Genomic DNA, 13,873 nt, shown 5'->3' on the forward strand with positions numbered 1-13,873 from the left:
TTCGCGGATGGGTCATGGGCGGATGATTCATCGGGCCAGCTCGGGCAGGCGCTCGAGCAGGTCATCGATCCGCGGGTGTGTCTCGAAGCGCTGGCGTGCCTGCTGAAGCAGTTCACGCGCCCGGTCGCGATGGTCCAGGCGCCAGAGCACTTCGATCAGGTGGGCGGCCACTTCCTGGTCGGGCATTTCGGACCAGGCGCGTTCCAGCCAGGGCAGGGCGGCCTCGGGGTCGCCCTGCCGATAGCGCACCCAGCCCATGCTGTCATGAATCGCCGGGTTATTCGGTGCCAGCTCGTGGGCGTGCTCGATCAGTTCACGGGCTTCGTCGAGCCGGTCCTCGATGTTCATGTCGGCCAGGGTATAGCCCAGCGCATTGAGGGCATCGGCGTTTTCCGGGTTCTGGTCGATCAGGGTGCGCAGGTCGCGCTCCATGGCGGCGAGGTCTCCGTGACGGAAGGCTCGCATGGCCCGCTGGTAGCGCAACTGGGCATTCTCTGGATAGGCGTCGACGGCCTGGTCCAGCAGGGCGTCGGCCTGGGCCTTGGCGCCGGTTTCGTCCAGCAGGTTCGCTTCCAGCGAGAAGAGCGCGGGTGCGTCGCCGGGATGACGCAGGCGTTCGATGCGCAGGAAGGTGCGGGCGTCACTGGCCCGGTCGTGCTCGAACAGCATGCGGGCCGCACTGGCTCTGGCCGTCAGGAAATTGCTGCCCTCGGGTACCTGACGGTAATAAAGGAGGGCGTTGTCGATCTCGCCTTCCTCCTCGGCGATCGCGCCGAGCATCAGGAATACCGTCGATGGCGTCGCGTCGTCGTCGGTCAGGGGAAGCAGAAGGCGCCGGGCCGGGCTGGTATGGCCTTCTTCGAGATACAGTTGTGCCAGCGCCTGGCGCAGGTCGGGGCTGTCGCCGTGATCCTCGAGGAGAGCGTCGGTATTGGCTTCGGCCGCCGTGATGTTGCCCTGGCGGATCTCGGCCTGGGCCAGCAAGAGGATAAGCCGCGGGTCGCCGGGCGTATGCTCGAGGCCGCGTCGTGCCATGGTCTCGGCGTGGTCCGGTGCGCCGGCGTCGAGTGACACGGCGGCGCGAATGCGCCACAGGCCCGGCTGTTCCGGGGCCTCGTCGGCGAGGCGGGCAAGACGCTGGCGGGCCGAGGTAGTGAGGCCATTGGCGGCTTCCAGCAGGGCGGTGGCGAGTTCGATGTCATGCCTTGTCTGGGGAGTGGCCGGGAAATCCCTCAGCCGAGCCAGCAGGGGCGCGGGAGGTGCGCCGGCTTCCAGTGCCGACTCGAGGAAGGGCACGAGATCCCGTGAGCCATGGAGCTCGATGATATCGAGATGCCGGGTCAGCGCTTCGTCCCAGTCACCTTTCTGGGCGGCGAGATCGGCCAGCAGGCGCGCCGGCGCGGTGTCGCCGGGTGCCAGCTGCTGCCAGCGTCGTGCGGCGCGTTCGAGCTGCTCGGAGTCTTCGTCGAAGCGTGCGGCCAGGGTCGCGCGCTCGGCCAGGTTGGCGGCGGCATAACGCTCGGCGCTTTCGAGATATCCGCGGCTGGCCCGCTGATAATCGCCACGTTGTCCGGCCAGTTCTGCCACCAGCAGAGTGGAAAGACCTCTGGCGTCGAGCCCCTGGGTGATGGGGGGAGCGCTGGCCAGCGGGTCAGCGAGTGGGGCGTCGGACGGCAGGGTCTGGCAACTGCCTAGCATCATCGCCAGACCGAGAACGGCCAGCGGGTGGCGATGGGCGCGCGTCATGAAAAATCCTCGGGACATGGGAGTCTCGATCTGAAGGCCGAGCCGCCAGCATAACGGCTTGTCTTCGTTGGGCAAAGGACATCAAGGCAGCGGGGTGGGCACCGTCGGCGGATGCGCTGTGGTAGAATATGGCGCCGTGGCGACGCAATGGGATAGGGTGCCTGGTTCACGCCATCGCCATGACGCCGCCGGCTCACTTTTGCTAAGACACCGACGCATGACGCTTCTTGCCCTGGGAATCAATCACCGCACCGCGACGCTCGAGGTTCGCGAACGGGTCGCTTTCACTCCGGCGCAGCTCGAGCAGGCGCTGGACGAACTGCGTGGCCTGCCCGAAGTGCGCGAGGCCGCGGTACTGTCGACCTGCAATCGTACCGAGCTTTACTGCGTGACCGATGAGGCGGGTCAGCAGGCCATCTATGAGTGGCTGGGGCGCTTCCACGGCATGGAGGTCGAGGCGCTGACGCGCTGTGCCTATCATTTTCTCGACAGCGATGCGGCGCGCCACCTGATGCGGGTGGCGGTGGGGCTGGATTCCATGGTGCTGGGCGAGCCGCAGATCCTCGGCCAGCTCAAGGAAGCCTACCAGGTCGCGCGGCGGGCCAAGGGCATGGGTGGGGAGCTCGAGCGGCTCTTCCAGCATACTTTCGCCGTGGCCAAGCAGGTGCGTACCGAGACCGGCATCGGGCGTAACCCCGTCTCGGTGGCCTATGCCGCGGTCAGCCTGGCGAGTCGCATCTTCGACGACCTGGCCGGCTCCCGGGCGTTGCTGATCGGTGCCGGCGAGACCATCGAACTGGTGGCCCGCCACCTGCACGAAGCCGGGGTGCGCCGCCTGACGGTGGCCAACCGGACCCGCGAGCGGGCCGACCAACTGGCCGCGCCGCTGGGTGGCGAGGCGATCACCCTGGACGGTATTCCCGATGCCTTGATCGACGCCGATATCGTGATCTCTTCCACCGCCTCGGCGCTGCCGATCCTCGGCAAGGGCATGGCGGAGCGGGCGCTGAAGAAGCGCCGGCACCGTCCGGTGTTCATGGTCGACATCGCCGTGCCGCGCGATATCGAGCCCGAGGTGGGGGAACTGAGCGACGTCTTCCTGTATACCGTCGATGATCTCCAGGAGGTCATCGAGGAGAATCGCCGTCATCGCCAGGTGGCGGCCGACCAGGCCGAGTCGCTGATCGAGAGCGGCGTGGGGCACTGGCAGCATGAGCGTCGGTTGCGCGGCAGCGGGGAGCTGATCCGCGACGTTCGCGCCAGGGGCGAGTCGCTGCGGGACGAGGCTCGAGATCAAGCCCTGGCACGCCTGGCCAAGGGCGAGGACCCCGAAGAGGTGGTACGGCGCCTGGCCCATCAGCTGACCAATCGCCTGTTGCATCGCCCCACGCTGGCGCTGCGCGAAGCCGCCTCGGACGATCGCCACGACCTCATGGAGGCCGCCGCGACCTTGTTGCTGGACGATACTTCTGACTCACCCCGATAGGACTTGTTGATGAAAGCTTCCCTGCGTCAGCGTCTCGACACCTTTGCCGAGCGCTTCGAGGAGCTCGCCGCCCTGTTGGCGGATCCCGAGGTGATTGCCGATCAGCCTCGCTTTCGCGACTATTCGCGGGAATATGCCGAGCTCGATGACCTGGTGGCGGCCTGGCGCGATTACCGTGCCGTGGAGGAGGACATCGAGGCCGCCGAGTCGCTCGCCGATGATGCCGATGCCGAAATGCGCGAACTGGCCTCGATGGAACGCGAATCGGGGCGGGAGAAGCTGGAAGCGCTGGAAACACGTCTCAAGCAGTTGCTGGTGCCCCGGGACCCGGACGACGCGGGCAACGTCTTTCTGGAGATTCGCGCCGGCACCGGTGGCGACGAGGCGGCGCTGTTCGCCGGCGACCTGTTCCGCATGTATTCCCGCTATGCCGAACTGCATGGCTGGAAGGTGGAAATCGTCAGCGCCAGTCATGGCGATCAGGGTGGCTACAAGGAACTGATTTCCCGGGTCAAGGGCGAGGGCGTCTATGCCCGGCTCAAGTTCGAGTCCGGGGCCCATCGCGTGCAGCGCGTGCCGGCCACCGAATCCCAGGGGCGTATCCATACTTCGGCCTGCACGGTGGCGGTGATGCCCGAAGCCGCCGAGGTGGGCGAGATCGATATCGACCCCAATGAACTGCGCGTCGACACCTTCCGCGCCAGTGGCGCCGGCGGGCAGCACGTCAATACTACCGACTCGGCGATCCGCATCACCCACCTGCCGAGCGGTGTGGTGGTGGAGTGCCAGGAGGAGCGCAGCCAGCACAAGAACCGCGCCAAGGCCATGTCGTTGCTCGCCGCGCGCCTCAAGCAGGCCGCCCAGGACAGCCAGCGTCAGCAGCAGGCCGACGAGCGGCGTTCACTGGTGGGCTCGGGCGATCGCAGCGAGCGGATTCGTACCTACAACTTCCCCCAGGGGCGGGTCACCGATCATCGCATCAACCTGACCCTCTACAAGCTCTCCGATGTGGTCGGCGGCGAGGGGCTCGACGAGGTCATCGAGCCCCTGATCAACGAGTACCAGGCCGAGCAACTGGCCGCCCTGCAGCAGGAGGGCTGATGCGTCTGGACATCCTGCTGGCGCGGGCCGCCTCGCGGCTCGTCGAGGCCGGCTCGCCCAGCGCGCGTCTCGACGCCGAGGTATTGCTGTGCCATGTGCTCGGTGTCGACCGCGCCTGGCTCTATACCTGGGGGGATCGGGAGGCCGGCGGCTCCGACCAGGCGCGTTTCGAGGCCTTGATCGCCGCCCGGGCGGCGGGACAGCCGGTGGCCTATCTCACCGGCGAGCGTGAATTCTGGGGGCTGTCCCTGCTCACCGGGCCGAGTACCCTGATTCCCCGGCCCGACACCGAGACACTGGTTGCGGCGGCGCTGTCGCGCATGCCCGCACGTGCCGGTCGGCTGCTGGATCTGGGCACCGGCAGCGGCGCCGTGGCACTGGCCCTGGCCAGCGAGCGTCCCGACTGGTATGCACTAGGCATCGATCTCAATCCCGGTGCCGTGGCGCTGGCGAGGCGCAATGCCGAGCGGCTGGGCATCGCCAATGTCGGCTTTCGGGTCGGCGACTGGTTCGCGGCGCTCGACGAGTCCGACTTCGATGTGATCGTCGCCAATCCCCCCTATCTGGCCGACGATGATCCGCACCTCGAGCTTGGCGACGTGCGTTTCGAACCGCGTGGTGCCCTGGTGGCGGGCGACCAGGGGCTGGCCGATCTCCATCACCTGGTCGATGCCTCGCGCCATCGGCTGGTGGCGGATGGCTGGCTGCTGCTGGAGCATGGTGCCGAGCAGGGGGCGGCGGTGCGCGAGGCCTTGTGTGCCAAGGGATATCAGGACGTGGCCAGCGAGCAGGATCTGGCGGGGCACGAGCGGGTCAGTCTCGGCCGCTGGGCGGGGAGCCGGCGTTGAGAATCCGGACTGGAGCCCGTGGGGGCGGCTATGTTAAACCTGAGGGCAGTAAAAAATTCCATCAGTGGCCCTCTTGGCATGATCGAACACTGGTAATCTCCTGCTGAAGGGTGATTTTCAGGTGAAGTTTCTGCCAGGGCGGCAAAGACCAACGCCCACCGCGTGTCAGGACGACAATGAAAACCAAGACTCGCTCGCTAGATCGTATCGACCTCAACATCCTGCGCTGCCTGCAGGAAAACGCCCGCATCTCCTATGTGGATCTTGCCTCCCAGGTGGGGCTTTCCACCACGCCCTGCCTGGAGCGCGTCAAGCGCCTGGAACGTTCGGGCGTGATCCGTGGCTACAAGGCACTGCTCGATCCCCGGGCCCTCAAGGCCAACCTGCTGGTGTTCGTCGAGATCAGCCTGGAGACCCAGTCGCCATCGGTATTCGATGAGTTTCGTCGGGCGGTGGCCAAGCTGCCGCAGATTCAGGAATGCCACCTGGTCTCGGGGCAGTTCGACTACATCCTCAAGTGTCGCATTCCCGAGATGTCGGCCTACCGCCAGTTGCTCGGCGATGTGGTCCTGACCCTGCCCGGGGTCAAGGAGTCGAAGAGCTATGTGGTGATGGAGGAGGTCAAGGAGGACGTTGTCCTCCACGTGCCCGACATCGAGGAGTTCGACGACAAGTGAGCCCCATGAACGACGAAGCGCTGCTGCGCTACAGCCGTCAGATCATGCTCGATGCGATCGACATCGAGGGGCAGGAGCGGCTGCTGGCCGGCCATGCCCTGGTGGTCGGTGCCGGCGGGCTCGGCTCGCCGGTGGCGCTGTACCTGGCGGCGGCCGGCATGGGCCGCTTGACGCTGGCCGACGATGACGAGGTCGAGCTTTCCAACCTGCAGCGCCAGATCGCCCATGGCATGGCCGATATCGGGCGTCCCAAGGCCGAGTCGGCTCGCGATGCCGGTCTGGCGCTCAATCCGGATTGCGAGATTCGCGCTCTCACCAGCCGCCTGGACGGCGAGGCACTTCGGGCGGCGGTGGCCCAGGCCGATGTGGTGCTCGACTGCACCGATCGTTTCAGCAGTCGCTATGCGGTCAACGAGGCCTGCCGGCATGCCGGGGTGCCGCTGGTGTCGGGAGCGGCGATCCGTTTCTCCGGACAGCTGGCGGTGTTCGATCCGCGCGATCCACAATCGCCATGCTACGCTTGCCTCTATCCGCCGGGCGAGGGGGGCGACGAGGAACTCCGTTGTGCCGAGAACGGCGTGGTGGCCCCCCTGGTCGGTCTCATCGGCTGCTTTCAGGCACTGGAGGCGATCAAGCTGGTCAGTGGCGCTGGCAGCGTGCATCGGGGGCTTTCCACCTTCGATGGTCTGACGGGCCAGTGGCGCCACTTCAAGGTGCCTCGAGATCCCGAGTGCCCGGTGTGCCATGGTTGACCGGCTTGGCATCGCCGCTTGTGCCGTGCCCGGTCGAGCTGTGGTCCCACATCGCCTGTCGTCTTGCCCATCCGCTTGCTCGCCGTGTCTTCCAGCCTGCCCTCTGACCGCTTTCGTTGATAGACGTTTGATGGTGTTTACTTGACGCCTGGCGGGAGCGGTCGCTGGCAAGAATTGCCGTCCAGCCTCGAAAGAAGATGCCTTGTTTAGCGGCGATAAAGCGTGAAAAACAAGGTCTTTGACACACTCCTGGTGTGTTTTTTTCTCGGGCGACGTTGTTGATTCGTTATTGAATACTTGACATTAAACGCAGTGCTGGTGTCAAACTGAAGCTGTCCCGATCGGCCGAAGCCGGCGGGGCGGTGAACAACAACGAGCGCACTGCGCACCTAACAGGCTGATTGTATGAAGACTTCCGCTCCCCAAGAGCGTCCCGCTTCCTGGTATCGCGATTCCATCGCCGTCGAACTCGATCCCTGTGGTCCTCTGGACGAGGACCGACATGTCGATGTCTGCGTGATCGGCGGCGGCGTCACCGGCTGCTCGGCGGCGCTGCATCTGGCTGAACGAGGCTATTCGGTGGTACTGCTCGAAGCCGAGGACATCGGCCACGGAGCTTCCGGCCGCAGCGGCGGCCAGATCCTGCCCGGTCTCGGTACCGAGATTGCCACGATCGAACGGGCGCTGGGGCTGGAGAGCGCCCGGCGCATCTGGGAGATGAGTCGCGAGGCGGTACGCCTCACCGCCGATCTGGTCGAACGCCATGCGATTCCCTGCGAACTGGCCTGGGGCTATCTCCACGCAGCGGTCAAGCCGCGCCATGTCCGGGAGCTGGAAGCGTTCCGTGAGGAACTGAGCGGCAAGTACGGCTACGAGGCGCTGGAATGGCTGGAAGGGCAGGCGCTGCGCGACCATGTAGTCACCAATGCCTATCCCGCCGCCCTGTACGATCGCGAGGGCGGACATCTGCATCCTCTCAACTACACGCTGGGCCTGGCCCGCGCCGCCCAGCGCGCCGGTGCACGGCTGCATCCGCATAGTGCGGTCAAGGAAATCCGCCGAGGCGAGCCGGCCGTCGTGATTACCGATGGAGGTCGGGTCACGGCTGATGTCGTAGTGCTGGGCACCAATGCCTACCAGGCTGGCCTGGTGCCTGAACTGTCGGGGCGCATCATGCGTGCCGCCAACTACATGATCGCCACCGCGCCGCTGACCGAAGAACAGGCGGCCCAGGTGCTGCCGCGTGGCGATGCCTTGTCCGACGCCAATTTCGTGCTCGACTACTATCGCCTGTCGGCGGATCGTCGCCTCATCTATGGGGGCGAAGTCAGCTACGATGGACGTGAACCCCCGAATCTTCAGGCGCGCATGGACACCAAGATCGCCAGGCTCTTCCCGGTGCTCGAGGGTGTGCCCATCGAGTATCGCTGGGGTGGCGACGTGGCCATCACCCTCAACCGGGCGCCGGATTTCGGACGCCTGGACGACAACCTCTTCTACGCCCAGGGCTACTCGGGCCACGGTATGGCCATGGCGGGGCTCGCCGGCAAGCTGATGAGCGATGCCATAGCCGGCCAGAGCGAGGGTTTCGATACCTTTGCCGCCATGCCACATCGACATTTCCCCGGGGGACGGCTACTGCGCAAGCCATTGCTGGTGCTGGCCACCCAGTTCTATAAACTTCGCGATCGCCTCTGAGCGAGGCCACCGACCAACGAAGAGGGTACCTCCATGAGCGATACCATTCCGGCGGACATCGCCGACAAGACGGATGTGACGCCGGCAGCGGAGACGCCGCGACAGGAGGCATCGACCCGCAAGGCCTCCGCCATCGAGCTGCGCGGCCTGCACAAGCGCTTCGGGCGGGACACCGTGGCACTCGACGGGGTCGATCTGCACATCCAGGCCGGCGAATTCTTCACCCTGCTGGGGCCTTCCGGTTGCGGCAAGACGACCCTGCTGCGCATCCTGGCCGGCCTCGAGGAGCCCGATCAGGGCTCGCTGATGGTCGGCGGCAAGGAACTCACCGAGGTGCCGCCGCACCGGCGCAGCGTCAACACCGTCTTCCAGTCCTATGCGCTCTTCCCGCATCTTTCGGTGCGCGACAATCTGGCCTTCGGCCTCAAGATGCGTGGCCTGCCGGCGGCAAAGCGCGATGCCAAGGTCGATGAGATCGCCGACTTCATCAAGCTGGGGGATCTGGTCGATCGACGCGTCGACCAGCTTTCCGGCGGGCAGCGTCAACGCATCGCCCTGGCCCGGGCGCTGGTCTGCGAGCCGGATGTGCTGCTGCTCGACGAGCCGCTTTCGGCGCTCGATGCCGGTCTGCGCTCCCAGCTCCAGGTCGAGCTGCAGCGCCTGCAGAAGCGGCTGGGCATGACCTTCGTGTTCGTGACCCATGACCAGGACGAAGCGATGGTCATGTCGGATCGCATCGCCGTGCTCGACAGCGGCAACATCCAGCAGGTCGGTGCACCCAACGACGTGTACGAACGTCCCGCCAATGCCTTCGTGGCTCGCTTCATGGGGCATGACAACCTGTTTGCCATTCATCGCAGCGAAGGCGACTGGGTGGAGACCGAGATCGGTCGCTTGAGACTGCTGCCCGACGAGCAGCGCGATACGGCCGATGGCTGGCTGCTGGTGCGGCCCGAGACGCTGGAGCTCGGCCCCGAGGTGCCGGAGGGCTACAACCGGCTGGAGGGCATCGTGCGCGAACGCCTGTATCGCGGCAGTCGCATCGAGTATCGGCTCGAGGTCAACGGGCAGGCGGTGATGGCCGTGGCCAGCAACCTGGGCCAGCGAATACATCGGGAGGGCGATGAGGTGACCATCAGCGTCTGTCCGGAAGACCTGGTACGGGTCGCTGCCTGAGGAGGGTGTCATGGCCGAAACAACCCAACACGCAATGCGCCGCCGGGCCGTGGTCAGCGAGATGCGCCACCTGCTGTTCAGCGTCACGCCCGGTGCGGCCTGGATCATCATCTTCCTGGTGCTGCCCAGTGCTTACCTGATGGGCGTGGCCTTCATGACCAACGGTCCTTATGGCCTGCCACAGATGCCCCTGACGCTGGATGCCTTCGAGCGCCTGGCCGGATTCGGCTTTCTCGGCTGGAGTCCGGGGAATCTCTATACCCTGTTGCGCTCGCTGTGGCAGACCCTGCTTTCCACGACCCTGGTGGTGCTGGTGGCCTATCCCATCGCCTACTACATCACCACCTGCCGCGAGCGGTGGCGGCCGCTCATGCTGCTGGCGGTAGTCGTGCCATCCTGGACCAACCAGGTGATCCGCACCTTCGGCTGGATGAATCTGCTGGCGCCTGGCACGCCCCTGTCGGAACTGGCCGAAGGGCTCGGGCTGATCGCGCCCAACATGGGGCTTTATCCTTCCAACTTCGCGGTCACCCTGGGGCTGGTCTACAACTTCCTGCCGTTCATGGTGCTGCCGCTCTATGCCGCCTTCGAGAAGCTCGACACCGCCCAGGTGGAGGCCGCCCAGGATCTCTACGCCTCGCCGGCGCGCGCCTTCTGGCATGCGGTCTTCCCGCAGACCCTGCCCGGGCTGCTGGCGGGCATCGTGCTGGTGGCCATTCCGGCATTCGGCATGTACGTGATTCCCGAACTGCTGGGTGGCGGCAAGGGCATGATGCTGGGCAACCTGGTGGCCACCCAGTTCTCGGGCGGCTCCAACTGGCCGCTGGGGGCGGCCGGCGCGATCCTGATGTTGATCGCTACCTTCATCGGGCTGTTCGCCATGCGACGCATCGGCAAGCGCCTGGGTGGCGGCGAGGAGGTGGTGATATGAACAAGCGTGCGCTGAGACGTGGCCTGACGGGCTTCTGGTGGCTGACCCTGTTCTTCCTTTACCTGCCCCTGGCGGTGGTGGTGTTGTTCTCCTTCAACTCCGCCAACAGCTCGGCCAGTTTTGCGGGCTTTTCGCTGCGCTGGTATCACCGGCTGCTGGGCAACGAGCAGATCCTTTCGGCCTTCGCCAACAGCATGGTGCTGGCCGTGGTTTCCTCGGCGGTCGCCCTGGTCATGGGCTGTCTGATCGGTTACGGCATGTATCGCCACCGTCACCGCAAGCTCGGCTGGTTGATCGTGCTGATCTATTTGCCGATCGTGCTGCCGGACATCGTCTTCGGCATCTCCGAGATGGCCTTCTTCGTCCAGGTTCACGAGGCCACCGGGTTGTTGAAGCCGGGACTGGGGACCATGATCATCGCTCACGTGACCTTCCAGATTCCCTTCGTGGCGCTGATCGTCTATTCGCGCTTCGTGGGGCTCGACCCGACGCTCTTCGAGGCGGCCAAGGATCTGTACGCCACGCCGTTCAAGCGGGTGCTGCACTTCATGCTGCCGACCATCAAGCCGGCGTTGATCTCGGCGTTCTTCCTGTCCTTTACGCTGTCCATCGATGACTTCGTCATCAGCTTCTTCACGGCGGGACCGGAAAGCGCGACGCTACCGATCTATATCTGGGGCGCGATCAAGAAGGGGGTGTCGCCGGAGATCAATGCCATTGCGTCGTTGATGATCGGTGCCGTGGCCGTCGCCGCCATTCTGAGTCTCGTCTTCAGCCGTCGCCGGCAGGCCTAGGCCGGCGTCACCATCAAGGGGAAACGAGGAGTCCATCATGAATATCAACAAGACGACACTGGCCCTGTCCCTGGCAGGCCTGGCACTGGCGGGGCAGGTACAGGCGCAGGAGAACAAGCTCTACCTGTTCAACTGGACCGAGTACATGGATCCCGCGATCATCGAGGCCTTCGAGGAGAAGTACGATGTCGAGGTGGTCCAGAACTATTTCAATTCCAACCCCGAGATGTTCGCCAAGCTCAATGCCGGCGGCACCTCCCAGTACGACGTCGTCGTGCCGTCGAACTACTATATTCCGCGCCTGATCGAGACGGGGCTGGTCAAGGAGCTCGACAAGTCGAAGCTCGACAATCTCGACAATGTCATGGAGCAGTTCGCCGATCCGTCCTACGACCCTGGCGCACGTTATTCCGCGCCCTACCAGTGGGGTGTGACCGGCCTCATCTACAATACCGAGACCTTTCCCGATGCGCCCAAGAGCTGGTCGCTGCTCTTCGACCCCGAGGTCAACGCGGAGTATCCCTTCGGACTGATGGGCGATGGCCAGGTCACCATAGGGAGTGCCTGTGCCTATCTCGGCCATGGCTATGACTGTACCTCCATGGATGCCTGGCGCGAGGCGGCACGGCTACTCATCGAGACCAAGAATCGTGGGACATTCAGCGGCTTCACTGACGGCACGCCGGCCCTGCAGCAGCTGTCTCGCGGTGTGATCCATGCGGGACTCTCATACAACGGCGATTTCCTGTTCTACAAGGAAGAGAACCCGGAGGCCTTCGAGAAGATGAAATTCATGATTCCCGACGAGGGGGCCGAGATGTGGGTGGACGCCATGATGATTCCCAAGGAGGCGCCGAATCCCGACATGGCCTACAAGTTCATCGATTTCATTCTCGATGCCAAGATCGGTGCCCAGCTCTCCAACTACAACTACTATGCCAGCCCCAACGCCGCGGCCCGTCCCTATCTCGACGAGGTGCTGACCGAACCGCCGGTCCAGCCCAGCGAAGCGGACATGGAGCGCCTGCGTTTCACGCCGACCCTGGAAGGCGAGCAACTGCAGACGTTCCAGCAATTGTGGTCGGAAGTGAAGTCGCGTTAAGGCGTCAGGGATGAGATGCGGGGTGCGCTCCACTGGCCACGAGGGCCCGGGGATTGGCATCTCGCATCCCGCCACTCGCCTGCTTTGAGCTTCGAACGACGGGATCTGCACCCGTGTTCATCAGCAAGGATATTCCCATGAGTAACCGTCAGGAGCTGCCGCTCCTCAACGATTGGTTTCAGCAGCACGGCATTACCGAAGTCGAGTGCCTGGTCGCCGACATGACCGGCATCCTCAAGGGCAAGATCATGCCCGCCGGCAAGTATCTCAATGGCGGTCGTCCCCGGCTGCCGGATTCGATCTTCATCCAGACGGTCACCGGTGGCTACCCCGATGACGAGGAAACCCAGTTCTGGAATCCCGTCGAGCGGGACATGGAACTGGTGCCCGACCCGAATGCCGTCTATCTGGTGCCCTGGACGGAGGATGCCACCGCCCAGATCATCCACGATTGCCACTATCTGACCGGCGAGGAAGTGGAGCTTTCGCCGCGCCATGTCCTCAAGCGAGTGCTGGCGCTTTACGAGGCACGAGGCTGGAAACCGGTGGTGGCTCCTGAGGTGGAGTTCTTCCTGGTCAAGACCAATACCGATTCGGATTATCCGTTGGAACCGCCGATCGGGCGCAATGGGCGACAGGAGAGCAGTCGCCAGTCGTTTTCCATCGATGCGGTCAACGAGTTCGATCCGTTGTTCGAGGAAATGTACGACTACTGTGAAGCCATGGGGCTGGATCTGGATACCCTGATCCACGAGGAAGGAGCCGGCCAGATGGAGGTCAACTTCCAGCATGGCGATCCGCTGACGCTGGCCGATCAGGTCATACTCTTCAAGCGTACCCTGCGCGAGACGGCCCTGCGCCACGGCATGTATGCCACCTTCATGGCCAAGCCCATGGCCGGGGAGCCGGGCAGTTCGATGCATATCCACCAGAGCCTGATGGACGTCGAGCGAGGCCATAATCTGTTCGCCGGTGACGATGGCCAGCCAAGCCGTCTCTTCCACCATTTCATCGGTGGCCTGCAACGTTATCTGCCGGACGCCATGCCGCTGCTGGCACCCAACGTCAATTCCTATCGGCGCTTGCTGCGCACCGAGAGCAGCGGTTCGGCGCCGATCAACGTGGAATGGGGCATGGACAATCGCACCGTGGGGTTGCGGGTGCCGGTGTCCACGCCCGAGGCCACCCGGGTCGAGAATCGGCTGGCCGGCGCCGATGCCAATCCCTACCTGGTGATGGCGAGCTCGCTGGCCTGCGGCTATCTGGGCATGCTCAGCCAGCTCGAGCCGCGCCCGCCCATGGTCGGCTCGGCCTGGTCCCATGGCAACAAGTTGCCCGACGACATCGGGCCGGCGCTGGAGCTGTTGCGTGAGTGCAAACCTCTCGCCGATATCCTGGGCGAGCGTTTCACCAACAGTTACCTGGCGGTCAAGAGCGCCGAGCATCGCGAGTATTTCCAGGTCATCAGTTCCTGGGAGCGGGAGCATCTGCTGCTGAGAGTCTGAGAGGGTGGTGGCATCGTGACGGCGTGGACTCCGCCGGGGAGCCCGCGCGGTCACGAT

Annotated in this window: 12 protein-coding genes; 11 read left to right on the forward strand and 1 reads right to left on the reverse strand. The window is 64.7% G+C overall.

The window, feature by feature from the left end:
- Positions 1-27 precede the first annotated feature (27 nt).
- Positions 28-1,746, reverse strand: a complete 1,719-nt coding sequence (locus HELO_RS04775) for a tetratricopeptide repeat protein (RefSeq protein ID WP_013331636.1) — start codon at positions 1,744-1,746, stop codon at positions 28-30.
- Positions 1,747-1,963: 217 nt separating this feature from the next.
- Between HELO_RS04775 and hemA the strand changes: the two genes are divergently transcribed.
- From hemA to HELO_RS04830, 11 genes are all read left to right on the forward strand, one after another.
- Positions 1,964-3,232: a glutamyl-tRNA reductase gene (hemA, locus tag HELO_RS04780; protein WP_041601923.1), complete on the forward strand. Its 1,269-nt coding sequence runs from the start codon at positions 1,964-1,966 to the stop codon at positions 3,230-3,232.
- A 9-nt stretch (positions 3,233-3,241) separates the two neighbouring features.
- Positions 3,242-4,333: a peptide chain release factor 1 gene (prfA, locus tag HELO_RS04785; protein ID WP_013331638.1), complete on the forward strand. Its 1,092-nt coding sequence runs from the start codon at positions 3,242-3,244 to the stop codon at positions 4,331-4,333.
- Complete coding sequence (prmC, locus tag HELO_RS04790) at positions 4,333-5,181, forward strand: peptide chain release factor N(5)-glutamine methyltransferase (RefSeq protein ID WP_013331639.1); 849 nt, start codon at positions 4,333-4,335, stop codon at positions 5,179-5,181. Before prfA ends, prmC begins: the two co-directional genes overlap by 1 nt.
- Positions 5,182-5,357: 176 nt before the next feature.
- On the forward strand, positions 5,358-5,858 hold the full coding sequence (locus HELO_RS04795; RefSeq protein ID WP_013331640.1) for an Lrp/AsnC ligand binding domain-containing protein: 501 nt from the start codon (positions 5,358-5,360) through the stop codon (positions 5,856-5,858).
- Positions 5,859-5,863: 5 nt separating this feature from the next.
- A complete protein-coding gene (locus HELO_RS04800; protein WP_013331641.1) occupies positions 5,864-6,610 on the forward strand; it encodes a HesA/MoeB/ThiF family protein in 747 nt (248 codons plus the stop codon).
- Between the two features lie 405 nt (positions 6,611-7,015).
- Entirely contained in the window at positions 7,016-8,308 is a 1,293-nt protein-coding gene (locus tag HELO_RS04805) for an NAD(P)/FAD-dependent oxidoreductase (protein WP_013331642.1), read from the forward strand.
- A 33-nt stretch (positions 8,309-8,341) separates the two neighbouring features.
- The gene (locus HELO_RS04810; RefSeq protein WP_013331643.1) at positions 8,342-9,484 is read left to right on the forward strand and encodes an ABC transporter ATP-binding protein; all 1,143 of its coding nucleotides are present in this window, start codon (positions 8,342-8,344) and stop codon (positions 9,482-9,484) included.
- Between the two features lie 10 nt (positions 9,485-9,494).
- Positions 9,495-10,415, forward strand: coding sequence for an ABC transporter permease (locus HELO_RS04815; protein ID WP_013331644.1), 921 nt, complete (start codon positions 9,495-9,497; stop codon positions 10,413-10,415).
- The gene (locus HELO_RS04820) at positions 10,412-11,209 is read left to right on the forward strand and encodes an ABC transporter permease (protein WP_013331645.1); all 798 of its coding nucleotides are present in this window, start codon (positions 10,412-10,414) and stop codon (positions 11,207-11,209) included. Before HELO_RS04815 ends, HELO_RS04820 begins: the two co-directional genes overlap by 4 nt.
- A gap of 37 nt (positions 11,210-11,246) precedes the next feature.
- Positions 11,247-12,311: an ABC transporter substrate-binding protein gene (locus tag HELO_RS04825; protein WP_013331646.1), complete on the forward strand. Its 1,065-nt coding sequence runs from the start codon at positions 11,247-11,249 to the stop codon at positions 12,309-12,311.
- A 137-nt stretch (positions 12,312-12,448) separates the two neighbouring features.
- Positions 12,449-13,816, forward strand: a complete 1,368-nt coding sequence (locus HELO_RS04830) for a glutamine synthetase family protein (protein WP_013331647.1) — start codon at positions 12,449-12,451, stop codon at positions 13,814-13,816.
- Positions 13,817-13,873: the final 57 nt, after the last annotated feature.

Source organism: Halomonas elongata DSM 2581, from assembly GCF_000196875.2.
Lineage (GTDB): Bacteria > Pseudomonadota > Gammaproteobacteria > Pseudomonadales > Halomonadaceae > Halomonas > Halomonas elongata.